Below are 23,362 nucleotides of genomic sequence, written 5' to 3' on the forward strand. Positions count from 1 at the left end.
CCGAGGCTAACCTTTGATCATGGCCTGGATAGACATCCTCTCCGGTTGCACCGGTGCCGAGATACCCATCGATCCGCGTGATGCCGATGACCACTGAGACCGTGATCGCTCTCGTCTGCCCCGATTGCGGGCGGCCGTATCCTCCGCACGAGGGCATGCGCCCGGAGATCCAGGGCTGCGGCCGCCTCGCCGTGCCGGTCCCGCATGTCGGTCTCTGCGTGGCTACGGACGACCGCGGGGGATTCGCGGTGCGCCGGTCGACGCGCCCCATTCAGACGTCGCTCTCGCTTCCGCAGGTGGGGTCGTTCCATGGCTGAGCGATCTGAAATCTGGCTGGCCCGCAAGCAGGATCAGGCGCGCCTTGGCCTGGATGTGCATGCCCTTGGGCGTGGCATCGACCAGCTCCGAAAGGTGCGAACCCAGTTCGCGCTGCTGGAGCACATCAGCAAGGACGCCCGCCGCATGACGGCGTTCGCCGGCATCGTCGAGGACATCGAGTCGCTCACGGTCCGGGCGACCTCGCTGCAGCGGCGCCTGAAGGCGAAGCGCCGGGATGAGAAGGGAGCCAAGGCGTGAGCAGGCGCGAATTCTGTTGGATCGAGACCCAGCGCAAGGACGGCTCTTGGGACAAGCCTGAGGTCGGCGAGGTCTGCCGGAACACGCCGGACAGCTTCATCGTCTTCCTGACGGGCAACGAGTGCGAGACGTATGGCCCGACGGTGCGCCTGATCGCGCCAGTCATCCCGCCCTGCATCGAGGCCGACGTCGCCGCCGTCGTGGTCGAGGGGCACCGCGATCTGGGCGTCGCGCTGGCCAAGGCGATGCTGTCCTTCTTCCAGGCGTCCTTCGACGGCGGCACGCCCCTCATCATGCTCCGCGGATCCCGTCTGATCAGCCCGGCAGTCCAGGCCGATGTCGAGCGTTGGTTCACGACCTGGGAGGCCAAGCACCAGGAAGGCATCCGAGCCATGCACCGGGCGATGGACCTCCTCCGCGAGGCGAAGGACGAGGCGGCGTGAGACCCCGTCAGATCACCACCCACGGCTGGTCCGTCGCAGACGACATGAGGGCTGACGCAATGTCCCAGGAGCGCGAAGCACCGGCCGCTGACGACGTCATGCAGCAGCCCTGGTGCTGCCTCGTGTGCAGCAGCCGGTTCCGGTTCGGCAAGATCATCTTGCGCGGCGGGAGCCTCGTCCGCCCCAAGTGCGAGGGCGTCAGCGGCCTGCATCCGGCGGATGGGACGGTCAAGGAAATTGGGGAGTATCAGGGCGAGATCGGGACGCGGAACTGACTGCTGGCGTGGTTTACGAGAAGTAAATACAGATTAACTGAATAGATAAAGTTAATATAGTTGGTGGCTCATATAGAAGTCACGTTCTCGGTCCGTTTCCCCAAAAGAAATCTGTGCGAGTCAGAATAAAATCGTTTACCAAGTCGTCAGTTAACCCTTCAGGCGCTCGATCCCATCCTGCACGGCCGCCTCGACCGTGGCCCCCAGGCCGTCCGTCTCGCGCCCATGCTGCCGGATCTCGTGCAGGGCGGCCCCGCGATCCCGTTCCGACACGATGACAGTGCTGCGGGCGGTCCCGACCATCACGCGGACGGTCAGCTCGACGAATCGCCCTGAGCCCGGGCCGTCCTCGACAGGATATCGCGGGGCGTCTGACATGCGATGCACGTGCGATCTGATCGCCGCGGCGTCGGCGTAGGCCTGGACGGTCGCGGCGTGAACTGGATTGTCGGTATGATCCCGCTCAGCGGCAGGCGGCGCCTCGTACGGGAGAGCGTGCGCGAGGTCGAGCAGTCGCAGCGCCTCCGCGATAAGGCCCTGTCGCGTCCTTCGGTCCCCCTGCAGCGCGCCGTAGAGCGGCCGCCCATCCTCGGGGAACAGATCGATCCTGGGGTGCCCGTCGGCGTCCCGGCGGGCATTGGATTGCCTCTGCAGCATCTCCCTGAACTCGGGGCTTTCAGTCGGGTCGAAGTCGGCATCGAGGCCTTGAGGATTCGATCCGACGAGCGGCCGGTCGATGGCCTGCAGCGCCTCCTCGACCAGCTTGACGTCCTCGAAGGGAAACCCGGTGTCTCGGTCAGTCGTGTACCAGAGCGCCCGGGTCCGGCTGGCAGGCATGGCGATCCGGGATGGCCTGCCGCCTAGCGCTCGCTCGCAGTCGTCGAGGACGGCCAGCGGGTCCGGCCAGCCGGCGTCCCGAGCGGCGCGCAGGCGGTCGAGGGCGGTGGCGCGGTCGGTGTCGTCCGTCATGCCGACACGATCGCAGCTCGCACGGCTGCCGGGCAATCGAGTCTCCCTACGGAGGATTCACCCGAGCGGATGAATTTGCCCACTGAACGCGAAATTCATCCGCTCGGCTAAATGCACCCGCTCGGGGACTTTTCGCCCCGCAGGCCCGGAAAGTCCCCGCTCGGGTACCTCGCCGGCGAACCACACGAGCGTGTGTATTTCAGCCCCGAGCGTTCAAAACCACACGAGCGTGTGTATCGGAAGCTTAGGTGGCGAGGGCGGCCCCGTTCTCAATCAGGAGTGTACCGACCGAGACTGCCGAGCGCCCAATCGTTCCTACGGCCGTTGAGCAGGCATAGGCAAAACTGAGCTACGCACGGCGGAAACCTGCTACGATCCAGCGCCCTATGAACCAGAGCGCAAACAACAACAGCGGTGGCACCAGGGCGACCCACAGCAGATAGGACTGTCGGGCCAGAGCGTTCCACCGACGCTTCCAGCGCTTCTCCCAGAACCATCGGCCGACGAGCTCCTGCTCCTGCTTTCCGAAGGCCGTATAGAGGTAGAGGACGCAGCCGTCCGGGAAGTCGACGACGATCTGCGTGCCGTCCTTCACGGACGCGTCGAAGTTCGACTGATATCGAAATTCGATCTTGGAGAAGGACGCCGGCCATTTGGCTTGCGAAGGCTTCTTGAAAACCTCGGCGATGGGGCGCTTGCTGTCGAAAGGCTCCGACCCCAGGTCCTCCCGAAGCTCGCCTGCATACTGGTAGTTGCCGATCATCTCGTAGCTGACAGCATCCCACGCGAGGAACGAGATGATGCCCAGCCAGAGGACACTGAGCACCGTCCAGATTCGAAATGCCCCCCGGGCGACGTTGACCCTATGCAGCACGTCTTACCTCTGCGCTTTGGGGTCAGTGCCGATGCGGTCAGCGAGTTCGGAGACCTTCACGTAGATCTCTTCGAGACCCACGCCCGTCAGGGCCCAGGACACGGCCGTGACGAAGGCCCCCTTAGTGAAGATGTCGATGGTCTGATCGCGCAGCAGCCAGGACGCCTGCATCGCGTTCATGAACGTGAACCGGAACACGAACGGCTCCATGTCGCTGCCGGCGCCGTCCTTCACGCGCGTCAGCCAGTCGAGCTCGGCCATCACGTCTTGGGGCGCGCGGTCGCGGAGCTGCTCGACGTAACGCTCCCGCTGCAGCAGCGTCAGGTCGTTGCGCACGACGTGAATCAGGCTGCCGGCCATCGTCATGACCGCCACGGTCTGAGGCGACCAGCCCCGGGGACGGCCCTCATTCATCCAGCGCTCGACGTCGTCCCGAAGCGTGTGACGAACCTTCCTCTCCTTATCCGGGTAGAGCAGGACCGCGATGTAGAGGCGCACCTGGCGTCGGTACCGCCATCGCTTGAACCCCTCGATCATGCTCGACAACCGCTCCGCTCCCCGGGGCCGGCATATAGCATAGCTGTCGCGGGCGATCATGGGCTGCCGCGGTTTGCTACGGGTTTGCTACGGAGCGGCAAGGAACGCCGCCGCGACGGCTGCTCTACGCTGACATAGTATTTGGGAGAGGCCGCCTGCTGTCTGCCGCTTAGAAGGCGGCTGCTCTATCCAGCTGAGCTACGGAGTCAGACATGCCCGAAGGGGCAAAAGCCATGCTCGGCTTTCACGGTCAACCCTTTGCGCATCGAGGCCGCGATGGCCGGCAAGACAGCCTCGCCCGATACGAGCGCTGATACGTTGCAGCACGCTTTACCAGCGATTGGTGCACGCTGTATCAGCGACGCGTGATCTCTCTCCGAAACGGCTTTCACTACGCACTCGGCCTCGCGGCGCTTGCGGCAGCGAGTCTGCGCCATCGGATCGGCGGCTACCGGCGGGCGACAGATTTCTCGCCAGACGACTGGCCAACCGCGGTCACGCACGTCCGCGAGATCGTCGAGGATTGGATCCGTCACCTCGCGGGCCCGGATGGCCGAGCGTACGATCTCATGGGCCTCGACATCCTCGAACTCGGTCCCGGCGCAACCCTCGGCACGGGCGTCCTGCTCGTGGGACTCGGTGCCCGCTCCTACCGCGCCATCGATGCCTTCGCCCTCGCGAAAGGCACGCCGCTCGGATTCTACCGAGCCCTCGAGGAAGCGGTGCGAGAGGCTGGTTTCGACGAGGCGCGCATCCGGAACGCAGTCGATGAGGTAGCAAACCAGGGATCGGATCCGATCACCTACGTCGTCGATCGGGACTTCGACATCGTGCGCGCTGCCGCGGGTCGATCTTTCGATCTCATCTTGAGTGCAGCGGCCTTCGAGCATTTCGACGATATCGAGCAGGTGCTCGGCCAGGTGAGCAAGGTCGCGCGGCCAGGCGCCATTTTCCTCGCGGGCGTCGACTTCCAGACTCACACCCGCGGCATCCGGGGCAACGATCCCAACAGCATCTACCGGTTCTCACCGGACCTCTATCGCAGCCTGTCGTTCCCGGGCCAGCCAAACCGGCGTCGCCCAGCCGACTACCTGCGGATCCTCCAGAATTTCGGCTGGACGGAAGCCGAGTGCCGCCCTGTCGACCTGGCCGCTCCCAAATATACTGAGTGGAGCGCATCTGGGCTCGATGCCAAATTCTCAGGCTCGGAGGCGGACATGCACGTTCTAACTGGCTTCGTTCGCGCCGTGAAACCATAAATGCATAGATCTTTCCACAGCATTTAGCCAGAGATGCTTCGGAAGGATGGTATTTATGAAGTTGAAGTGCTGGCATTGTCGCGCAGAAATGCGCCCACTTAGACGGGCGTAATATCTGCTTAAGTACGAAGATCGGGTATAGCGGTCAGCCTTGGGGGTGAAAGAGCCGGGCGTCTCGACTTATCTGGCGCGGCCACCGGCATCGTCGGTGGCGAGATGAGAGGCATGGACGGCATTCCGACGGATGGACTCCCGATGACCAGTGGAGCCAAGGACGCGCCGGGCACTGAGGTCGCGATCACGGTGGTGATCAAGGCGCTCAATGAAGAGGCGCATATCCGCCGCGCTGTGGAGAGCGCCCAGAAAGCCCTGCATGTCGCCGGAGAGGCCGGCTGGGGCGAGGGCGAGGTGATTCTCGCCGACAGCCGCTCGACGGACCGGACCGCCGCCATCGCAGCGGCCTGCGGGAGCCGGGTCGCTCGACTCGCGGATGACGTGCCCCGCAGTTGCGGGGTTGGTCCGCAGCTCGGCTACCAGTACGCCCGCGGTCGCTTCGTTTGCCTGATCGACGGCGACATGGTGCTCGACCCAGCCTTCCTCGACGCAGGGATGCGCTATCTGGCCGACAATCAGGGCGCGGCCGGGATCGGCGGTGAGGTGCACGACGTCAACGTCGTGAACCTCGAGTTCAAGCGCCGTGCCCTTCGCGGCGCAGCCGATCTGCAAGCCGGCCCGGTCGACCGGTTAAATGGCGGCGGCCTTTATCGCCGCGAGGCCATCGCGCAGGTTGGCCATTTCAGCGACCGGAATCTGCACGGCTACGAGGAATTCGATCTCGCGGTGAGACTTCGCGCGGCGGGCTGGTCACTGCACCGTCTGGCCGCGTCGTTCGTCGACCATCATGGCCACGTGATCGGTGGCTATGCCCTGCTGCTGCGGCGGATCCGCAGCCGCTACCTCGACGGCATCGGGGAGTTGTTGAGGGCCGCCATCGGCGGACCGCATCTACGGATGGCCCTGCGAGACCTCCCCGAGATCCGGCTCTGGCTCGGCGTCTATGCCGGATGGCTGATCGCGGCGGCGATCGCCACAACGTTTCCAGGCTGGACGAAGCTCGCCGCGCTCGCTGGACTGATGGCGTTACCCATCGCCGCCTTGAGCCTGCGCTATCGCTCGGCGCCGCTCGGCCTCTACGCCTTCGTCGCCTGGAACGCGCACGCCTTCGGCATGGCGCGCGGCTTTCTTCAACCCCGCATCGCGCCGGAGGCTTGGATCGCCAGCACCATGGCCGAGCCGAGCACCGCACGTACCGACGTCGCGGCAGCCGCGCAGCCTCCCTCGCCGATTGCGCGAACGACCCAGGCCGTGGCCCTATCTCTTGCGCTCGCCCTAACCGTCGCCTCGGCCATCGTGGCGAGACCCGCCGAGGCGAAGCCGGCGGAGGCCCGATGGGTCGCGGTGAAGGACCACAATCTTGCAATCGCCGAGGGCAGCCCGCTCGATTTCTCTGCGCTCTCGCCGCCCGGTGCGGCGGGCACCAGCGGCCGGGTAATCGCTAATTCGGCCGGCCAGCTCGCACTCGCCGACAAGCCGGATCGTCGTGTCCCGTTTCTGTGCGCCTCGCTTGCCTGGAGCCCCGCCTCTGGGAGCTATCCGGACAAGCCGACGGCCGACCGCTACGCGCGCCAGCTCCGCATCCACGGCTACAACGTCGCCCGGATCCATTTCGCCGACGCCATCCTGATGAGCGGACGCCGGAACGACTTCGATCTCGATCCGGAGCAGTTCGACCGGCTCCGCTATCTGCTCGCGGCGCTGAAACGGAACGGCATCTACTGGATGATCGACGGTCTGACCTCGCAATCCGGCGGCCTCGGTGGCATCGAGGACCGTTGGGGAAATGCGGGCGGCCTGAAACTCGCCGTCCACTTCGACGAAGCGGCTCGCACGCACTGGCGGAGGCTGGTCCAGACAATCTACGGCAGCGTCAATCCTTATACCGGATCGAGCCCGCTCAAGGATCCGGCTCTGGCGCTCGTGGTGCTCGCCAACGAGAACGGCGTCGAATTCGACACGATCCTGGCGGAAAAGGACACCGGCAAGGCCTATCCCGAGACGCTTCGGGCGCCGTTCAATGCGTGGCTCCGCAAGACCTATCGTGGCACCTCCGCCCTGCGCGCCGCCTGGGGCGATCTCGGCAGCGACGAACGCCTGGAATCCGGCACGGTGCGCGTGCCCCAGGATCGCTACACGCCCGGCCCGCGCATGCGCGATCTCAAGCGCTTCTTCGTGGCGTCGGAGACTGACACGCTCGGCTGGATGACCGACGCGCTGGCCGGGCTCGGCTATACCGGGCTGGTCACCGCCTACAACAACGGCCTGTCGAGCCAGACTGACCTGAGCCGCGCAGCGTTGCCCGTCGTGAGCATGAACGCCTATTTCGACGAGGTTCTCTCGTTCGATCCAGGCACGGAGATCTCGCAGAAGAGCTCGCTCGACGATGCCGCCAGCTACCTACGCGAGCTGATCGGACGCCGGCGCTTCGGGCGGCCCTTCGTGGTGACCGAGTACGATCACCTGTTCTGGAACCGGTTTCGGCACGAGGCCGGGGTCGTGGTGCCGGCCTACGCAGCCCTGCAAGGCTGGGACGCGATCTGCCGCCACGCCGCCGGGCCGATCGACCTGACATTCGATCAGCCCTGGCCGCACAAGCGTCGCCTCCTGCCCTTCGGCATCTCCCTCGACCCGGTGGCCAGAGCTGGCGAGACGCTCGCGGCGCTGCTCTTTCGACGCGGTGACGTCGCGCAGGCGCGCGGCGGAGCGGCGTTGCCGTTCGGCAGTTCAGATCTGATCGAGGACGGCCTCGGCTCCCTGCCAGATGCCGTTACCAGGCTCGGGCTGACGACGCGCTTTGGCCTCGTTCCACCTTCCGTTCACACAGGTCCGGAGAGCACCACACTCCTGCCGCCCCTTTCGCAGACGTCCGCCGACGAGACCGCGTATCGCCGCCTCCTGCAGGATGCCGGGCTCGCGCAAGATGGCTCGGCCGGCACCTACGAAAGCGACGGCGGCCAGATCCAGCTCGAACCCCGCGCGCGGCGCGTCCAGGTCGTGACACCCCGAACGGTCGCCGCGAGCTATGCCGCCCTGCCCGACCCCTTGCATCTGGGGCCAGCGACGATCGAGGCCGCCAGCGGACCTGCCCTATTGGCGGTGAGTGCGCTTGATGGGCGCGACCTCGTGCGATCGCACCGCGTTCTCCTGATCTTCGCAACCGATGCCCGGAATACCGGGATGCGGTTCCGCGATGCCGACGAGCGCGTAATCGACGACTTCGGAGCGATGCCGGTGCTGATCGAACGCCAGACCGTGCGCCTGCGACTGGAACTCGACGAGCCCCGCAGATGGAGGTTGCACGCACTCCATCTCGACGGCGCGCCGGGAGACGCGATGAAAACCCGAGTCGAACCGGGCGGCTTGGTGATCGACCTCGACAACACGGCGCCGAGCCACGGCCCGACGACCTTCTTCCTGATCGAGCGGTCGTGATGGCGGCCGAGACAACCCCTCCCCTCGATTTCCGCCATCGGATCGGGCCAAGGCGTGCGGAGCAGCGCCAGCAACCCGAGCCGACGGTCGAGGCCGAAGCAGAGCCGAAGACGGTGCATCCTGCCGAGCCGGCCGAAGTTGTGTCGGAATCTGGGACGGGCCGCTTCGCGTCGCTCCCTAGCCTCGTCGCTTCCGGCGCCCTGTTCCTGCTGGTGTTCCTGTTCTTCTGGATCTCGGTGAACCCCTTCATCGACCTGACGGACCCGACCTCACAGACTCCCAGTGAATCGGCGGGCGTCCTCAATCAGGTGGCCGGCATCCTCTTGGCTGCGTTGTCGGCCGTCAGCCTCGCCTTCGGTGCTTGGCGCCATACGAAGAGCCTCGCCGTTCCGCTGTTCCTGGCGCCGCTCGCCTGGTTCCTGTTGGCAGCCGGCCTGTCGGTCGATCCGGCCCTTTCAGCGCGCCGCTACGTGCTGACCTTCCTGATCATCGTGCAGGTGGTCAACGTGCTGCTGATGCCCGGAGACCGGCGCCTGTTCGCGGCCTTCCTCGGCATCTCCGTGCTCGCCGTGCTGGCGATCTGTTATGGCGGCGTCATTTTCTGGCCGAGCCACTCTATCCATTCCGCCGACGACATCCTGGAGCCGATGCATGCCGGGCATTGGCGCGGATCGTTCCTGCACAAGAATGCCGCCGGCGGCGCCATGGCGCTCGCGGTGATCGTCTCGATCTATGTCGGGCGCGCCTTCAACGGCGCGTTCGGCTGGCTCCTCGGGATCGCCTCGGCGTTTTTCCTGTTCGCGACGGTGTCGAAGACGGCCATCGCGCTCCTGCCGGTCTCATTGCTGCTTTCGGAGCTTCTGCTTCGGCTGCCCAGCGCGCCGACGCGCAGCGCCATTGTCGTTGCCGTCCTGGCGTTGTTCGGATTGTTCACGGTCGGCTCCGTGGTGCTGCCGCCGGTCCACACGATGCTGGCAGCGATTTCGTCAGACCCGACCTATACGAACCGCACCGAGATCTGGAGCTACGCCCTGTCGAAGCTCGGCGAGAGGCCGCTGATCGGTCACGGCTTCGAGGCGTTCTGGCGCTCCGACTCGGTGTTCTACAGCGCGACCGAGACCTTCGCGAGCCAGGCCGCCAACGGCCATGACGGCTATCTCGACATCCTGCTCACAACGGGGCTGCCGGGGTTGGTCCTGGCTCTCGGCGCCTTCGTGGTTCAACCGATCCTGGACCTCAACCGCAGCCTCGCAGACCGCAAGGACCCGTCCACGACGGCATTCTTCACGCGGATCTGGATGTTCTGTCTGCTCTCCGCCTTCCTGGAGAGCATATTCCTCAACAACACGCCCGGCTGGTTCATGTTCTTGCTTGCCATCATCGGCCTGCGTTTTCTCGCCTGCGCCCGCGTAATCGTGGCGGCACCCGAGGCGGCACGATGATCGGCGCCGCAGTATCGACAGGCCGTGAGCCTTTACGGCTCCGCTTTGCGCGGCTCGCAGCGCGCACGGTCCGCACGCGTACGGTGCAGGAACGGCCTCATGCGCCGCTGGTCAGCTTCACCTTCGACGACATCCCGGCCACGGCAGCGGAGCACGGCGCGTCGATCCTCGAAACGGCAGGCGGGCGCGGCACCTTCTACATCGCTGGCAGCCTCGTCGGGACCGTCGAGCCGGAGCGGCGCCTCGTCACGGCCGAGCAATGCCGCAATTTGCATCGCAGCGGCCACGAGATCGGCTGCCATACCTTCGCGCACCGCGCCGTCTCGGACATGGCTGGGCCAGCGCTCACCGATGACCTCGCGCGCAACGCCGCTTTCCTCGATGGGGTCGCCCCAGGCGTCGCACCGACGAGCTTCGCCTATCCGTTCAACACGACGTCGCTGCGGGCAAAGCGGCAGCTCGAGCGACATTTCGCGAGCTGCCGCGGCGGCGTGTCGGGAATCAACTCCGGGCGCATCGATCTCGGCTTTCTGCGCGCGGTCGAGCTCGCCGACCGGTGCAGCAATGCCGAGATCGTGCGCGGGTGGATCGCCCGGACGGTCGCGGCGCGAGGCTGGCTGATTTTTTTCAGCCACGGCATCAGCGAGAACCCCGAGCCCTACAGCTGCCAGCCGGATCTCCTGCGCCTCGCCGCCGACGAAGCGCGCGCCCAGGGCGCAGCGATCGTCACGATGCGCGAGGGCCTGGCGCAGGTGATCGGTGACCGCGCGGTCCGCCCAGAATGATGCCGGTGGCGGAGAGAGCCGGACTCGACCTCGTGCCGGCTGCCTCGCCATCGGGCGGGCGGCTGCTCTCGATCAACAACTACCACTATCGCCGCGGCGGCGCCGAGGTGGTCTTTCTCGAGCAGAACCGCCTGTTCGAGGAGATTGGATGGGACGTGGTTCCCTTCGCCATGCGGCACCCACGCAACCTTCCCTCACGCTACGACCGCCATTTCGTTGAGGAAATCGAGTTCGGCCACGCCTATGGGCCGCTGCGGCAGCTTCGGCATGCGGCGAGCATCATCTACTCGCGCGATGCCCGCGCGCGGCTGCGCGATATCCTGGCCGAGGCACGGCCAGACGTGGCGCATCTGCACAACGTCTACCATCACCTCTCACCTTCCTTTCTGCCGCTCCTGCGACAGGCCGGCGTGCCCGTCGTGATGACGTTGCACGACCTGAAGCTCGCCTGCCCCGCCTACACGATGCTGCGCGACGGCCAGGTCTGCGAAAGCTGCAAAGGAGGCCGCATTCACAACGTCGTCTTGAACCGTTGCATCAAGGGATCGCTGCCGCTGAGTGGCCTCGTCCTGTTGGAGACGACCGTGCATCGGATGCTCGGACTCTACCGCGACACCGTAGATGCCTTCGCCGTCCCGAGTCGGTTCTACATCGACAAGCTGGTGGAATGGGGCTGGCCGCGCGAGCGCTTCGTCTACGTGCCGAACTTCGTTGACGCCGCCGAGCTGCGGCCGGGGACCGATACGGGCGATGGCTTCCTCTATGTCGGCCGGCTCAGCCCGGAAAAGGGGCTCGAAGCCCTGGTGCGCGCCGCTGCACTTTCGCGCCAGCAGGTGACGATCGTCGGCACCGGACCGATGGAGGATTCGCTGCGCACGCTCGTTGCAGAGACCGGCGCCGACGTGCGCTTCCTCGGCTTCCGCACCGGCGAGGCGCTCCACGACGCGATCCGCGCCTGCCGCGCCGTGGTACTTCCCGCGACCTGGTACGAAAATGCGCCGATCAGTGTGCTCGAAGCCTACGCCCTAGGCCGCCCTGTAATCGGGACCCGAATCGGCGGCTTGCCGGAGATGATCCGCGAAGGAGAGACCGGCGCTATCGTGCCGCCGGGAGACGTCGTGGCTCTCGCTGATGCGCTCGCTCACTTTGCCGCCCTGCCGCCAGAGGTTCCTGCCACCATGGGCCGGGCGGGACGGCACTGGGTCGAGACCGACTTCTCGCGAGAGGCTTACCGGGATCGGCTTCTCTCGCTCTACGCTTCCCTGCGCAGGGCGCGCTGATGAGGCTGCCGATCAAGCCGCGCCGACGCGCGCCCGGCCGCCCGCTCAAGGTGATGATGCTCGGCCTGCGCGGTTTGCCGCGCGTTCAGGGCGGCGTCGAGCGCCATGTCGAGGAGCTCGCCTCGCGCCTTGCCAAGTCAGGCTGCTCCATCGAGATCCTGGTACGGCAGCCCTATGTCGAGCGAAAGGGCCCGCACCGCTGGTCCGGACTTCTCGTCATGCCGCTGCCAGTGCCTCGCGCGCGCTCGCTGGAAGCCCTGGTGCATACCTTCGTCGGCGTCGTCCACGCGGCGAGGCGCGGACCGGACGTCCTGCATATCCACGCCGTCGGCCCGTCGCTGCTGGTGCCGGTGGCGCGGGCGCTCGGCCTGCGCGTCGTCGTCACGCATCACGGGTTCGATTACGACCGGGCCAAATGGGGGCGCATCGCGAAAACCGCATTACGGCTCGGCGAGTGGGCCGGCATGCGGTTTGCCGACCGGCGCATCGCGGTCTCGCGGTCCATCGCGGGCACGATGAAGGAGCGCTATGGCGTCGCGATCGCGGCCGTACCGAACGGTGTGACGCCGCAGGCCCGGCCCGCCAGCACCGGCGCGCTGCAGCGGTTCGGACTGACCCCGCGCCGCTACATCATCATGCTCAGCCGCCTCGTGCCAGAGAAGCGGCATTTCGACTTGATCGAGGCTTTCGCCCAGGGCGCGCCGGAGGGATGGAGGCTCGCCATCGTCGGAGCCGCCGACCACGAGGACAGCTATTCGCGCCTCGTGCTCGCCGCCGCCGGGTCGACGCCCGGCGTTGTCGCAACAGGCTTCCAGAGCGGCCTCGCGCTTCGCGAGTTGATGGCGCATGCGGGCCTGTTCGTGCTGCCGTCGAGCCACGAGGGCCTGCCGATCGCACTACTCGAAGCCCTGGCCGACGGCCTGCCGGTGATCGCCAGCGACATCCCCGCCAACCGCGAGGTCGGACTGCCGGAGGAATGCTATGTGCCGGTGGGCGACATCCCGGCCCTCACGGCAGCTATCGCCAACTCTTGTGCGAAGCCCTTCACCGAAGCCGAGCGGGACGCGGCGCGGGCGCGGGTGAGCCACGCTTACGACTGGGACACAATCGCCGGGGACATCCGCCGCATCTACGAGAGCCTGCACCGGGATGAGGATCGTGAGCCTGGCACCGATGGACTTACGCCGCTTCCCCGTCCTTCCCCGTAGGCGACGGCCCGCGTTTCAAGGCACGCAGAACCACCCACTTGTAAGGCCGCAGCCGCTGCCAGAGCGGAAGGGCGCGCAGTCGTGCGAGCAAGGCGCCCGACTGCAGGTAGAGTTTTCCGCGCGCCGTAACCGGGATCACCGCCGCATGAAGCGGCACGACGACGTCGCAGTACTCATCCTTGTAGGCTTCGTCGCCGATGCCAAAGTCGAACCAGCGGTAGCCATTCGCATGGCACCAGCGGATCAGCTCGTCGTTGAGAATGCGACCAGGCGAGAACTTGCGCCACTCGCCGCCAGCATAGGCGGTCATGAGGAAGTAGAACCGGTCGGCGAAGACGAGGCCCCAATGGCTCGCCACCACCGTCTCGCCTGCCCTCACCGCCGAGAGGTGGACCGGCGCAAGATTCGGCAACCGCCGCGTCGCCTCGTCGTAGAACGCGCGCTTGCCAGGAATCTCGAAGCCAGGGACGCGGGTTTCGTGAAACTTGCGGGTCTTGTTCTCGATCATCTCGTCGAGGAAGAGCCGCGCCCGCTCGGGCGTCTCCGCTACTTCCAAGGCGACTGTCTGATCCTTCGCCAGCTGGCGCATGTAGCGCAGGTGGCGCTTCGAGACGGGGATGCGCGCCTCGAGTTCCTCGCGGCCGACCGGCAGGCTCATCACGTGGCCGGAGACGGGCATAGCCACTGGGCCGAGATGCATCAGCGGGTTCGCAAGGCCTCCGACCTCGGTGAGCATCTTGTCGAGAATGGCGACGTCGAAGCCGGGCAACGCTGATCGGATCCGCGGCCAGAGCTGCGCCATCGCCGAGGCGTCGAGCTGCGCCGCCGGGGGAAACAGCACCGGCTGGCTGTAATCCATCACCGAGCCGTCGACGAACCCGAGAACTCGGATACCGTTGATGCGCTCGATGCCGAGCGGGAGCAGCATCACCGTAGCGCCCGCTGCGGTGGCAATGCCCACGAAAAGCGGTCGGATGCGCCGCGCTGCGCCGATCGTGTCGAGCCAGATCTCCAGCACGTCGGCGCATTGAAAGATGTGGCATTGCGCCTGTCCCGGATCACCGGTGCGCGGCCAGTCAGGGAAAGCCGAAGGCGTGTCGGCCACGCGCACTCGTAGGTCGTCAACTGGACCGAGCCCCGTCACGGCCGCGCTCGCAGCTTGTGGATCCAACAGGGCCAACTGGATTCCTTTCGCTCGAGCCACGGTGGCTGGCCCGGTCGTCCGAAGCTTAAGCGTGGAGCGGAGGAAGCGTTCACTGCCGCGCCAACAACATTACGCCGTATGGTGAAGACCATGAGACGAGTCGATGACGACTCACGCGATCTCCGGATCGCGGCCGGCCGCCTCGATCACTTCCAGCGTGCGCAGGATCGCCAGGCCGACCACGTCCGCATCCGCTTCGCCCTCCGGCAGGGCCGGCAGGATCGCGACGGCCTCGACTTCGTTGCCCGTCGTCGGCCCAACCACGACTTTGAGCGCGGGACCGGTCCGGTCATCCTCATCCTGGATGAGCGCGACCGTATAGCCTGCGGCCTGCCCGAAGATACGCAACGCGCGGTGTTCGGCAGCCTGCGGCTGGGCTTCGGGCTTCGGGCGCGCGCCGAAGGTCGGTCGGATCACGTTGCTCATGGCTCCTTATAGCTCCGAGCGGCGGCGATGGCAGCCGGCCTCTGACACCTTCTGGCGTCGTTTCATGCCGGGCCGACGATGCTTTGGGAGCACTGGGGAGGGAACCTTCGGATCCGAACAGCGCTCTCTACAGCATTCCGCTGAGCTTCCCATGTCGACATCGACATCAGCACGACTGCCAAAGAAAACCGCGAAAGCGCCGGATACTAACGGTCCAACAGCGCCAGCATCCGTTAGGAAGAAGGAACTGGATGACCGCAAGCCCGCCGACAACAAGAGGGGCGGCTACGGATCCGGCTGATCGGTATTCGCAAGCTGCAACTCAGCGACATAACCCGTTCCGCGGAGCGACATGGCGAGCGTCCTGGAAACACCAGATGGCCGCTACGTCGTCGTGCGCGGCCGGCTCTGGCGCCGCCAGCGGCCGGATCTGACGTTGCCCGAGCGCGACCGCCTCGTCCAAAAGCTCATGGATGCCCGCCGTTCCGTTGGCGCGGCCAAGCGCAGCGGCGACGCTGGCGCCCTCGCAGAGGCCCGCAGCGCGGTCGACGCGGCGAAGCATGGGCTCGGCGAGCGCGGACCCGTCTGGTGGACTGACGGAGCGCCCGATCTCAACAGGCACCTGATCCGGAACACGCCCTACGCCGAGTGGTATGCCGGGCTGGACGTCGCGCCCGGTCTCAATCGCGCAGACCCATTACGGTGAAAGCCGTCCTGAGTTCTTCAGACATCGGGATATCGAGGCGCTCCCCGTTCGGAAGGCGCTTGATGAACCATTTCTCGTAGGTCCAGCGCAGCTCGCGCGTGTCGGCGAGACGTTCGAACGTGCCGGTCACGAGCGCCGCCAGCGCCGGATCGTCCTTACGAAACATGATCGCGTAGGGCTCGAAGGAGATCTTTTCAGGCAGCACAGTATAGTTCGCCCCGTCAGCCCCGGCGGCGGCCTTGAGACCGTAGAGCAGCACGTCGTCAGTGGCGAAGGCGTCGGCGCGGCCGTCCTTGACCATGGCGAATGAGTCGGCGTGGTCCCTGCCGATCAGGATCTCGGTCTGGATTTTCGACTTCGCGAGGAGGTCGCGCAAAGCTGCCTCGTTCGTCGTACCGGCCGTGACGACGACTTTTTTCCCGCCGAGGTCGCGATAGGACGCAATTCCAGAATCGCGCTTCACCAGCAGCTTGGTCGCGCTGATGAAGGTCACCGGCGAGAAGCCAACGCTCTTTCGGCGCTCAGCGTTGGTGGTGGTCGATCCGCATTCGAGGTCGACCTTCCCTGAAGTCACCGCCGGGATGCGCGACTCCGAGGTGACGGGCTCGTAACGGATCTTGAGCCCTTCGCGACCGCTCGCCTTGCCGATGTCGTCGACGATCTCCTGGCAAATATCGACGGCGTAGCCGATCGGGTGTTCGCTTTGTCCGACTTTCTCTTGGAAGGAAAACGGCACCGAACTCGCTCGAACACCGATTACGACCTCGCCGGTCTCGGCAGCTTTCCTGATGGTGCCGGTGAGAACCTCTACCGCCTGCACGGGCGTGGCGGCCATCGAGGTCACCAGGGCGATGAGCCCCGCCCCGAACCATGCCGAAGCGCGTGTTCCGGCAACCGACATGTCGTAGCTCCTGCGCCGTTCCACTACTCAGCCGGCGACGGCACGGGGGCCGCGTCGCGATCGAGGCTTTGATCGGTCGCGGCAAGCTGGCCCTCCCACTTGGCGACGGCAACCGTGGCGACGCTGTTGCCGAGCACGTTGGTTGCCGAACGGCCCATGTCGAGGAACTGGTCGATGCCGATGATCAGCAGCAGGCCGGCTTCCGGGATGTTGAACTGCGACAGCGTCGCCGAGATCACGACGAGCGAGGCGCGCGGCACACCCGCCATACCCTTCGAGGTCACCATTAGCAGGAACAACATGGTCAGTTGCTGTCCCCAGGTCAGGGGTATGTTGTAGGCCTGCGCGATGAACATCACCGCGAAGGTGCAATACATCATCGAGCCATCGAGGTTGAACGAGTAGCCCATCGGCAGCACGAACGAGGTGATGCGGTTGGGCACACCGAACTTCTCGAGGTTGCTCAGCGTCTTCGGATAGGCCGCCTCGCTCGATGCCGTCGAGAAGGCCAGGACGAACGGCTCCTTGATCAGGTTCAGGAGGCGCATCAGGCTGGGGCCACCAAGGAGCAGGAAGCCGGCGAAGGCCAATGCGCACCAGAGGACGCCAAGGCTCAGGTAGAATTCCACGAGGAACTTGCCGTAGGTCACAAGCACGCCGATGCCTTGCGTGGTGATCGTCGCGGCGATGGCCGCGAACACGGCGACCGGCGCGAACATCATCACGTAGCCGGTGACCTTGAGCATCACCTCGGCGAGTTGCTCGACACCCTGGGCCAGTGCGTGACCCTTCTCGCCAAGGGCCGCGAGGCCCACGCCGAAGAAGATAGAGAAGACGACGATCTGCAGGATCTCGTTGTTCGCCATCGCCTCGACGGCGCTCTTCGGCACGAGGTGCGTCACGAACTCCTTCAGGGAGAGCGAGGCCGCCTTGAGGCCAGTGCCGGCTCCAACGTCGGGGAGCGGTAGGTTCAGGTTGTGCCCGGGCTGCAGCAGATTGACGAGGATAAGCCCGAGCATCAGCGAACAGAACGAGGCGCCGACGAACCAGAGCAAGGCCTTGCCACCGACGCGGCCGACGGAGGCTGTGTCGCCCATATGGGCAATACCGACCACAAGCGTCGAGAACACCAGTGGCGCGATGATCATTTTGATCAGGCGGAGAAAGACGTCACTGATCAGCGCAATATAACCTGAGATCTCCTTGGCGGTCTGTGGATCCGGCCAAGTGATACTGCAAAGGTATCCTACGGCGATGCCGAGCAGCATGCCGATGAAAATCATCGTCGTCAGCCGGCTGCCGCTCATGATTGCTCCTCAGGGCACAAGGTTGTTTTTTATTACAGGCCGATTTGAAGCACGAAACAAGCCAAGCGCAAGTGGCAGATCACGAAATCTTCTGAAATCGATGGACCGAGAACGGATCACGGGTTCGTGAGCATTGTCGTGGGAAATCACTACCTCGCACTGCGGCGCTCTGGTCGAATGCTCCTGCGGCATTGTGCGCAAAAGGACACACACGCTCGGCTCTTGCGATTAATCCGGCCAGTGATGCGGAAATGGACTTGTGCCGTCGTCTCAACAGAGATGGAATTCCTTTCGGGTCTTTCGAACAGTCGCTGCTTACAAAAAGAACATCGGCGCACAAGAACTGGTCATCGATCCAAGAGATGCGTGGAACGCGAGAGCGCTCACCGCATTGGGGGCGGCGGACGTTTCGACAACAAGGCCGAATGGTCACGAAATGCTCGTCCTCGCAAATGGACAGTATTACCGCCTGCGATCGACTTCGTTCGATTGATGGGCCGCGGGCTTTGGGTTGGGGGTTGGCGGTATGTACGGGATTCGATCGGCGCTGCTCTGTGGAACGGCGGCTGTGACGGCACTAGGAGCGGCCCACGCTGCGGATTTGCCGGTCAAGAAAGCTGCGCCGATCGAGTACGTTCGTGTTTGCGGCGCCTATGGAGCAGGCTTTTTCTACATTCCTGGCACTGACACGTGCATTCGCGTCTCGGGCCGAGCCCGGTTCGAGGCCGGCACGATCCCAAATCCCGACCGCAGTCGCGGCTCGGGCGATGAGTCTCAGTTTCGCGGGCTCCTGCGCATCGCCGTGGATGCTCGGACGCAGACCGACTACGGCACTCTGCGCGCCTTCGTGCGCGAAGAGATAGCGAGCCGTTCGGGAACGCTGCTCTCGTCGGCGACACAGCTTCGCATCGCCAACGCCTTCTTCGCGACAGGCCAGGATTCTTACAGCCGCGTGCAGAACTTTGCGGTGACCGAGAAGGCCTTCATCCAGTTCGCCGGCCTGACCGCCGGCCGCGCCTCCTCGTTCTTCGACTTCTACGCACACGATTACGAGCTGATCGGCACGACGGGTGGCTCGGACATCGCCTCCACAAATCTGCTCGCCTACACCAAGACCTTCGATGGCGGGTTCTCGGCAACCATCTCGATGGAAGATCCCGCCTTCCGCAGGCAGCCCGTCTACTCGCCCAACTTCACGACGACGTTGCCGGTCGCCGGAACTTCGACGTTTCTCGGCCTCGGAACGAATGCGCCGGCACCGATCATTCTCACCACGAACGGCGCCTTCGACGCCACGAGCGTCGCGTACCTCGACGCCGTCCAGCGCAGCCGCCTTCCAGATTTCGTCGGCGTGTTGCGATACGACGCGCCTTGGGGATCGGCCCAGCTCTCGGGTGCTCTGCACGAGACCAATGTCGGCGGCTTCCTGTCCACCGCCGGTTCCGGCGCGATCGCAGCACCGAGCGCCGCAGCGGCTCAAGCGCTCCTTGCCGCACGCGGCGTGACGTCCGGTGCCCAGACCGCGGACGGCTGGGCCGTCCAGGGCGGCCTGAAGGTCAACCTGCCGATGATCGCCCCGGGCGACGGCTTCTACCTGCAAGGTGCCTACGCGGAAGGCGCCATGAGCTACACCGGCTACACCTACCTGACCGGCAGCTATTCCACGAACCTGACGCCCGTCCAGGGCGCTTCGTTCAACCAGTATGTGCCCGACGCGGTCGTCAATCCGATCACCGGCAAACTCGACTTGACGAAGGCCTTCACCGTCTCAGCCGCGTATCTGCACTACTGGACGCCGCAATGGCGCTCGGCCTTCTTCGGCAGCTACGGACAGGTCAATTTCAACAGGGGCACGCGCCAGGCCTACAGCCTGCTCGGCACCAATTTCGCCACGGGCGCTCCGCCGAGCGCCTTCACCAACCCAGCTGCCTTCGCCGTCAGCCCCGTGCTCAGGGATAACGCCCAGGTCACCGCCGGCGCGAGCATCATTTGGTCGCCAGTCAAGGATCTCGATATCGGGGTCGAGGGCACGTATATCGGCACCAGCGTTCTCGAAGGCCGCGTTGCCGACGCGACGAGGCCGGGTAACGACGTCAACGGCGTACCGATCCATACGGTCAAGCGCTACGACGCGACTCAGATCCGCATGCGCGTGCAGCGCGACTTCTGAGGCGGTACGCCCTTTGCGCAGCGCCGGATGACAAGTCCGGCCTGCGGGCACACTATGCCCGCACGGGCCCGATCGCCGGCTCCTCCCGGACCGGACGTCGAGCCGAACCTTTCACGCGAAAAGGATGCGCAATGCGCCTCAGACACGTGCTTTTCCTGGCCTCGCTCGCGGCTCTGACAGCGAGTGCGTCTGCGCGCGCCGAAGAGCTCACGGGCAGCCTGAAGAAGATCAAGGATTCGGGGGCGATCACCATCGGCTACCGCGATTCCTCGGTGCCGTTCTCCTATCTCGACGGTGACCAGAAGCCGGTCGGCTACGCCTACGCGATCTGCCGCAAGGTGGCCGATGCGGTGAAGGCGCATCTCAAGCTCGACAAGCTCGAGGTGAAGCTCAACCCGGTCACCTCAGCCACCCGCATCCCGCTGATCGCCAACGGCACGATCGACCTGGAATGCGGCTCGACGACCAACAATGCCGAGCGCCAAAAACAGGCGAGCTTCACCAACACCCACTTCCTGACCGCGACCCGCTACGTCGCGAAGAAGGACAAGAAGCTCGACAAGATCGAGGACCTCAAGGGCCGCACCGTGGTCTCGACCTCGGGCACCACCAACATCAAGATGATCAACGAGGCGAACACCGCGAGGAGCCTCGGCCTGACCATCCTGCCGGCGAAGGATCACGCCGAGGCCTTCCTGATGGTCGAGACCGGCCGCGCCGATGCCTTCGTGATGGACGACGTGCTGCTCGCCTCGCTCGCGGCCAGTTCGAAGACGCCCGACGCCTATGCGATCTCCAGCGAGGCGCTCTCCAAGCCCGAGCCCTACGGCATCATGCTCCGCAAGGACGATGCGCCCTTCAAGGCGGTGGTCGATGCCGCCACCAGCGCGCTCTACAAGAGCCCCGAGGGCAAGGCACTCTACGAAAAGTGGTTCACGCAGCCGATTCCGCCGCGCGGCATCAACCTCAAGCTCCCGATGAGCGAGGCCATGGTGAAGCAGTTCGCCTCGCCGAGCGACAGCCCCGATCCGGCCGCGTACTGATCGCCCATCGATGAACTACAACTGGAACTGGAGCATCTTCTTCGAGCCGTCGCCGGAGGGGGTCGGCACCTACACGGACATGCTCCTGTCCGGGCTGGTCTGGACGATCGCGACCGCCCTTGCCTCCTGGGCGATCGCCTTCTGCCTCGGCTCGGCGATCGGCGTGATGCGCACCCTGCCCTCCAAGGCAGCGAATGCCGTCGGCACGGCCTATGTCGAGCTGTTCCGCAACATCCCGCTGCTCGTCCAGATGTTCCTCTGGTACTTCGTCGTGCCCGAGCTTCTCCCTGAGAAGCTCGGCTCGGCGATCAAGCAGTTGCCGAACGCGCCGTTCTACACGGCGGTCGTCTGCCTCGGTCTGTTCACCGCCGCCCGCGTCGCCGAGCAGGTGCGGGCCGGCATCCTGGCGCTGCCACGCGGCCAGCGGATGGCGGCGACGGCCCTCGGGCTGACGGTGGCCCAGAGCTACCGGCACGTGCTGCTCCCGAACGCCTACCGCATCATCCTGCCGCCGCTGACCTCCGAATTCCTGAACAACCTCAAGAACACCTCCGTCGCCCTGACGATCGGGCTGCTGGAACTCACGGCGCGGGCGCGCGCCATGCAGGAATTCTCCTTCCAGGTCTTCGAGGCCTTCACCGCGGCGACGGTGCTCTACATCGCGATCAACCTCGTGGTGATCGTGCTGGCGACCTGGCTCGAACGCTCCGTCGCGGTGCCGGGGACGCGCTGATGTTCTCGAATTTCGATTTCGGGGTCATCGCCTCCTCCCTGCCCTACCTGTTCGGGCAGGGCATGGTCTTCACCGTGACGCTGACGGCGCTGGCTGCCGCCATGGGCGTCGTGTTCGGCACGCTGATCGCGATGATGCGGCTCTCGGCCATCCCCGGCGTGACGCATCTCGCCAAGGGCTATGTCGAGCTGATGCGCTCGCTGCCTCTCGTGCTGGTGATCTTCTGGTTCTACTTCCTGGTGCCGTATATCGGCGCCTGGTTGACGGGCTCGCCGACGCCGATCCAGGTCGGCGCCTTCTCCTCCGCGCTGATCACCTTCACGCTGTTCGAGGCGGCCTTCTTCTCCGAGATCATGCGCGCGGGCATCCAGTCGATCCCGAAGGGGCAGACGGCTGCCGCTCAGGCGCTGGGGATGAACTACTGGCAGACCATGGCGACGGTGGTCCTGCCGCAGGCCTTCCGCAACATGCTGCCGCTGCTGCTGACCCAGACGATCGTGCTCTTCCAGGACACCTCGCTGGTCTACGTGCTCTCGCTGACCGACTTCCTCGGCGCCGCCTCGAAGGTCGCCCAGCGCGATGGGCGGCTCGTCGAGATGTATCTGTTCGCGGCCGTCGTCTACTTCGCCGTCTGCTTCACTGCCTCCTTCCTGGTGAGGCGCCTACACAGCCGCGTGGCGATCATTCGATGAGAGCCTTTTCGAGCGCGGTGACCGCAGGTCCGCGCAAAAACGATGCGGCAAAGGAGTTCGGCCGATGACCTCCACACCGATGCCGGCTCCCGGCGGCACAGCCACCGTCGTGACGGGCTCCGAGGCGCTCGAGGACGAGGGCCTGCAGAAAGGCCCGCTGGTCACCCCTCACGCTGCCACCGCGACCGGCGCGCCGATGATCGCCATCGACGGTATCAGCAAGTGGTACGGCAGCTTCCAGGTGCTGACGAACTGCACGACGCAGGTCGCGAAGGGCGAGGTCGTCGTGGTCTGTGGCCCCTCCGGCTCGGGCAAGTCGACCCTGATCAAGTGTGTCAACGCGCTGGAGCCGTTCCAGTCCGGACAGGTCACCGTCGACGGCACCCGGGTGAAGGACAAGGCCACCAACCTGCCTAAGCTGCGCTCGCGCGTCGGCATGGTCTTCCAGCATTTCGAGCTGTTTCCTCATCTCTCGATCATCGCCAACCTCACGCTGGCCCAGCGCAAGGTGCTCGGGCGTGGTTCGGAGGATGCGGGCAAGCGCGGCCGCGACCTGCTGGCCCGGGTCGGCCTGAGCGCGCATGCGGACAAGTTCCCGGGTCAGCTCTCGGGTGGCCAGCAGCAGCGCGTGGCCATCGCCCGCGCGCTCGCCATGAACCCGGTGGTGATGCTGTTCGACGAGCCGACCTCGGCCCTCGACCCGGAGATGGTCGGCGAGGTGCTCGACGTGATGGTCGAGCTCGCCCGCGACGGCATGACCATGATGGTCGTGACCCACGAGATGGGCTTCGCCCGCAAGGTCGCCGACCGGGTGATCTTCATGGACAAGGGCGAGATCGTCGAGGACGCGGGGAAGGACGACTTCTTCGGCAAGCCCCGCAGCGAACGCGCCCAGCACTTCCTCTCGAAGATCCTGCAGCATTAGCCCCGGCACCTCTCCTGCATGGCGGGCCGCATGCCCGCCGTAGCGGGCCCGTGAAGGA

Annotated in this window: 23 protein-coding genes; 16 read left to right on the plus strand and 7 right to left on the minus strand. The window is 65.4% G+C overall.

Annotation, left to right across the window (positions count from 1 at the left end; all coding sequences use genetic code 11):
• Nucleotides 1-80: 80 nt before the first annotated feature.
• Genes HCU64_RS00100 through HCU64_RS00115 form a run of 4 tightly spaced genes read left to right on the plus strand, consistent with a single transcriptional unit; the run spans nt 81 to nt 1,294 of the window.
• Nucleotides 81-317 (plus strand): hypothetical protein, encoded by a 237-nt coding sequence (locus HCU64_RS00100; RefSeq protein WP_233381781.1) that lies wholly within the window; start codon nt 81-83, stop codon nt 315-317.
• Nucleotides 310-576: a hypothetical protein gene (locus tag HCU64_RS00105; protein ID WP_233381782.1), complete on the plus strand. Its 267-nt coding sequence runs from the start codon at nt 310-312 to the stop codon at nt 574-576. The genes HCU64_RS00100 and HCU64_RS00105 overlap by 8 nt, the downstream gene beginning before the upstream one ends.
• Nucleotides 573-1,019 (plus strand): hypothetical protein, encoded by a 447-nt coding sequence (locus HCU64_RS00110; protein ID WP_233381783.1) that lies wholly within the window; start codon nt 573-575, stop codon nt 1,017-1,019. The genes HCU64_RS00105 and HCU64_RS00110 overlap by 4 nt, the downstream gene beginning before the upstream one ends.
• A complete protein-coding gene (locus HCU64_RS00115; RefSeq protein WP_233381784.1) occupies nt 1,016-1,294 on the plus strand; it encodes a hypothetical protein in 279 nt (92 codons plus the stop codon). Before HCU64_RS00110 ends, HCU64_RS00115 begins: the two co-directional genes overlap by 4 nt.
• 150 nt (nt 1,295-1,444) lie before the next feature.
• On the opposite strand, the gene HCU64_RS00120 is transcribed toward HCU64_RS00115, so the two are convergent.
• The 3 genes from HCU64_RS00120 to HCU64_RS00130 form a co-directional block, all read right to left on the minus strand.
• On the minus strand, nt 1,445-2,263 hold the full coding sequence (locus HCU64_RS00120) for a hypothetical protein (RefSeq protein ID WP_233381785.1): 819 nt from the start codon (nt 2,261-2,263) through the stop codon (nt 1,445-1,447).
• 349 nt (nt 2,264-2,612) lie between these two features.
• Nucleotides 2,613-3,137 (minus strand): hypothetical protein, encoded by a 525-nt coding sequence (locus HCU64_RS00125; RefSeq protein ID WP_233381786.1) that lies wholly within the window; start codon nt 3,135-3,137, stop codon nt 2,613-2,615.
• Between the two features lie 3 nt (nt 3,138-3,140).
• Complete coding sequence (locus HCU64_RS00130) at nt 3,141-3,734, minus strand: hypothetical protein (RefSeq protein WP_233381787.1); 594 nt, start codon at nt 3,732-3,734, stop codon at nt 3,141-3,143.
• A gap of 305 nt (nt 3,735-4,039) precedes the next feature.
• Between HCU64_RS00130 and HCU64_RS00135 the strand changes: the two genes are divergently transcribed.
• From HCU64_RS00135 to HCU64_RS00160, 6 genes are all read left to right on the plus strand, one after another.
• Nucleotides 4,040-4,933, plus strand: a complete 894-nt coding sequence (locus HCU64_RS00135; protein WP_233381788.1) for a methyltransferase domain-containing protein — start codon at nt 4,040-4,042, stop codon at nt 4,931-4,933.
• Between the two features lie 255 nt (nt 4,934-5,188).
• A complete protein-coding gene (locus HCU64_RS00140) occupies nt 5,189-8,482 on the plus strand; it encodes a glycosyltransferase (RefSeq protein WP_233381789.1) in 3,294 nt (1,097 codons plus the stop codon).
• Entirely contained in the window at nt 8,482-9,924 is a 1,443-nt protein-coding gene (locus HCU64_RS00145; RefSeq protein ID WP_233381790.1) for an O-antigen ligase family protein, read from the plus strand. Before HCU64_RS00140 ends, HCU64_RS00145 begins: the two co-directional genes overlap by 1 nt.
• A complete protein-coding gene (locus HCU64_RS00150) occupies nt 9,921-10,709 on the plus strand; it encodes a polysaccharide deacetylase family protein (RefSeq protein ID WP_233381791.1) in 789 nt (262 codons plus the stop codon). Before HCU64_RS00145 ends, HCU64_RS00150 begins: the two co-directional genes overlap by 4 nt.
• A 5-nt stretch (nt 10,710-10,714) precedes the next feature.
• Complete coding sequence (locus tag HCU64_RS00155) at nt 10,715-11,989, plus strand: glycosyltransferase family 4 protein (protein ID WP_233381792.1); 1,275 nt, start codon at nt 10,715-10,717, stop codon at nt 11,987-11,989.
• Nucleotides 11,989-13,197: a glycosyltransferase family 4 protein gene (locus tag HCU64_RS00160; protein WP_233381793.1), complete on the plus strand. Its 1,209-nt coding sequence runs from the start codon at nt 11,989-11,991 to the stop codon at nt 13,195-13,197. Before HCU64_RS00155 ends, HCU64_RS00160 begins: the two co-directional genes overlap by 1 nt.
• Here HCU64_RS00160 and HCU64_RS25385 read toward each other — a convergent pair.
• Both HCU64_RS25385 and HCU64_RS00170 read right to left on the minus strand, forming a co-directional pair.
• On the minus strand, nt 13,169-14,302 hold the full coding sequence (locus HCU64_RS25385; protein WP_233381794.1) for a GNAT family N-acetyltransferase: 1,134 nt from the start codon (nt 14,300-14,302) through the stop codon (nt 13,169-13,171). The genes HCU64_RS00160 and HCU64_RS25385 overlap by 29 nt on opposite strands.
• 210 nt (nt 14,303-14,512) lie before the next feature.
• The gene (locus HCU64_RS00170) at nt 14,513-14,827 is read right to left on the minus strand and encodes a hypothetical protein (RefSeq protein ID WP_233381795.1); all 315 of its coding nucleotides are present in this window, start codon (nt 14,825-14,827) and stop codon (nt 14,513-14,515) included.
• A 352-nt stretch (nt 14,828-15,179) separates the two neighbouring features.
• Here HCU64_RS00170 and HCU64_RS00175 point away from each other — a divergent pair, with 352 nt between their 5' ends.
• The gene (locus HCU64_RS00175; protein ID WP_233381796.1) at nt 15,180-15,533 is read left to right on the plus strand and encodes a hypothetical protein; all 354 of its coding nucleotides are present in this window, start codon (nt 15,180-15,182) and stop codon (nt 15,531-15,533) included.
• Here HCU64_RS00175 and HCU64_RS00180 read toward each other — a convergent pair.
• Both HCU64_RS00180 and HCU64_RS00185 read right to left on the minus strand, forming a co-directional pair.
• Complete coding sequence (locus HCU64_RS00180) at nt 15,508-16,434, minus strand: amino acid ABC transporter substrate-binding protein (protein ID WP_233381797.1); 927 nt, start codon at nt 16,432-16,434, stop codon at nt 15,508-15,510. The genes HCU64_RS00175 and HCU64_RS00180 overlap by 26 nt on opposite strands.
• 23 nt (nt 16,435-16,457) lie before the next feature.
• Nucleotides 16,458-17,741 (minus strand): dicarboxylate/amino acid:cation symporter, encoded by a 1,284-nt coding sequence (locus HCU64_RS00185; RefSeq protein ID WP_233381798.1) that lies wholly within the window; start codon nt 17,739-17,741, stop codon nt 16,458-16,460.
• A gap of 526 nt (nt 17,742-18,267) precedes the next feature.
• Between HCU64_RS00185 and HCU64_RS00190 the strand changes: the two genes are divergently transcribed.
• From HCU64_RS00190 to HCU64_RS00210, 5 genes are all read left to right on the plus strand, one after another.
• Nucleotides 18,268-19,911 (plus strand): porin, encoded by a 1,644-nt coding sequence (locus tag HCU64_RS00190; protein ID WP_233381799.1) that lies wholly within the window; start codon nt 18,268-18,270, stop codon nt 19,909-19,911.
• A gap of 131 nt (nt 19,912-20,042) precedes the next feature.
• Nucleotides 20,043-20,954, plus strand: coding sequence for an amino acid ABC transporter substrate-binding protein (locus HCU64_RS00195; RefSeq protein ID WP_233381800.1), 912 nt, complete (start codon nt 20,043-20,045; stop codon nt 20,952-20,954).
• A gap of 10 nt (nt 20,955-20,964) precedes the next feature.
• The gene (locus HCU64_RS00200) at nt 20,965-21,687 is read left to right on the plus strand and encodes an amino acid ABC transporter permease (RefSeq protein WP_233381801.1); all 723 of its coding nucleotides are present in this window, start codon (nt 20,965-20,967) and stop codon (nt 21,685-21,687) included.
• Nucleotides 21,687-22,379, plus strand: a complete 693-nt coding sequence (locus HCU64_RS00205; protein ID WP_233381802.1) for an amino acid ABC transporter permease — start codon at nt 21,687-21,689, stop codon at nt 22,377-22,379. The genes HCU64_RS00200 and HCU64_RS00205 overlap by 1 nt, the downstream gene beginning before the upstream one ends.
• A gap of 196 nt (nt 22,380-22,575) precedes the next feature.
• Nucleotides 22,576-23,304, plus strand: a complete 729-nt coding sequence (locus HCU64_RS00210; RefSeq protein ID WP_233382843.1) for an amino acid ABC transporter ATP-binding protein — start codon at nt 22,576-22,578, stop codon at nt 23,302-23,304.
• The last annotated feature ends 58 nt before the right edge of the window (nt 23,305-23,362 follow it).

The sequence above is a fragment of the Methylobacterium sp. C25 genome (assembly GCF_021352225.1).
In the GTDB taxonomy this organism is placed as follows: domain Bacteria; phylum Pseudomonadota; class Alphaproteobacteria; order Rhizobiales; family Beijerinckiaceae; genus Methylobacterium.

Bases quoted from the DNA above. Each gene is read 5' to 3' on its own strand.
- HCU64_RS00145 (WP_233381790.1), top strand. From the start codon at position 8,482: ATGGCGGCCGAGACAACCCCTCCCCTCGATTTCCGCCATCGGATCGGG.
- HCU64_RS00130 (WP_233381787.1), bottom strand. From the start codon at position 3,734: ATGATCGCCCGCGACAGCTATGCTATATGCCGGCCCCGGGGAGCGGAG.
- HCU64_RS00175 (WP_233381796.1), top strand. From the start codon at position 15,180: ATGGCGAGCGTCCTGGAAACACCAGATGGCCGCTACGTCGTCGTGCGC.
- HCU64_RS00210 (WP_233382843.1), top strand. From the start codon at position 22,576: ATGATCGCCATCGACGGTATCAGCAAGTGGTACGGCAGCTTCCAGGTG.
- HCU64_RS00160 (WP_233381793.1), top strand. From the start codon at position 11,989: ATGAGGCTGCCGATCAAGCCGCGCCGACGCGCGCCCGGCCGCCCGCTC.
- HCU64_RS00140 (WP_233381789.1), top strand. From the start codon at position 5,189: ATGACCAGTGGAGCCAAGGACGCGCCGGGCACTGAGGTCGCGATCACG.
- HCU64_RS00200 (WP_233381801.1), top strand. From the start codon at position 20,965: ATGAACTACAACTGGAACTGGAGCATCTTCTTCGAGCCGTCGCCGGAG.
- HCU64_RS00195 (WP_233381800.1), top strand. From the start codon at position 20,043: ATGCGCCTCAGACACGTGCTTTTCCTGGCCTCGCTCGCGGCTCTGACA.
- HCU64_RS00205 (WP_233381802.1), top strand. From the start codon at position 21,687: ATGTTCTCGAATTTCGATTTCGGGGTCATCGCCTCCTCCCTGCCCTAC.
- HCU64_RS00150 (WP_233381791.1), top strand. From the start codon at position 9,921: ATGATCGGCGCCGCAGTATCGACAGGCCGTGAGCCTTTACGGCTCCGC.
- HCU64_RS00190 (WP_233381799.1), top strand. From the start codon at position 18,268: ATGTACGGGATTCGATCGGCGCTGCTCTGTGGAACGGCGGCTGTGACG.
- HCU64_RS00185 (WP_233381798.1), bottom strand. From the start codon at position 17,741: ATGAGCGGCAGCCGGCTGACGACGATGATTTTCATCGGCATGCTGCTC.
- HCU64_RS00105 (WP_233381782.1), top strand. From the start codon at position 310: ATGGCTGAGCGATCTGAAATCTGGCTGGCCCGCAAGCAGGATCAGGCG.
- HCU64_RS00100 (WP_233381781.1), top strand. From the start codon at position 81: ATGCCGATGACCACTGAGACCGTGATCGCTCTCGTCTGCCCCGATTGC.
- HCU64_RS00180 (WP_233381797.1), bottom strand. From the start codon at position 16,434: ATGTCGGTTGCCGGAACACGCGCTTCGGCATGGTTCGGGGCGGGGCTC.
- HCU64_RS00170 (WP_233381795.1), bottom strand. From the start codon at position 14,827: ATGAGCAACGTGATCCGACCGACCTTCGGCGCGCGCCCGAAGCCCGAA.
- HCU64_RS00120 (WP_233381785.1), bottom strand. From the start codon at position 2,263: ATGACGGACGACACCGACCGCGCCACCGCCCTCGACCGCCTGCGCGCC.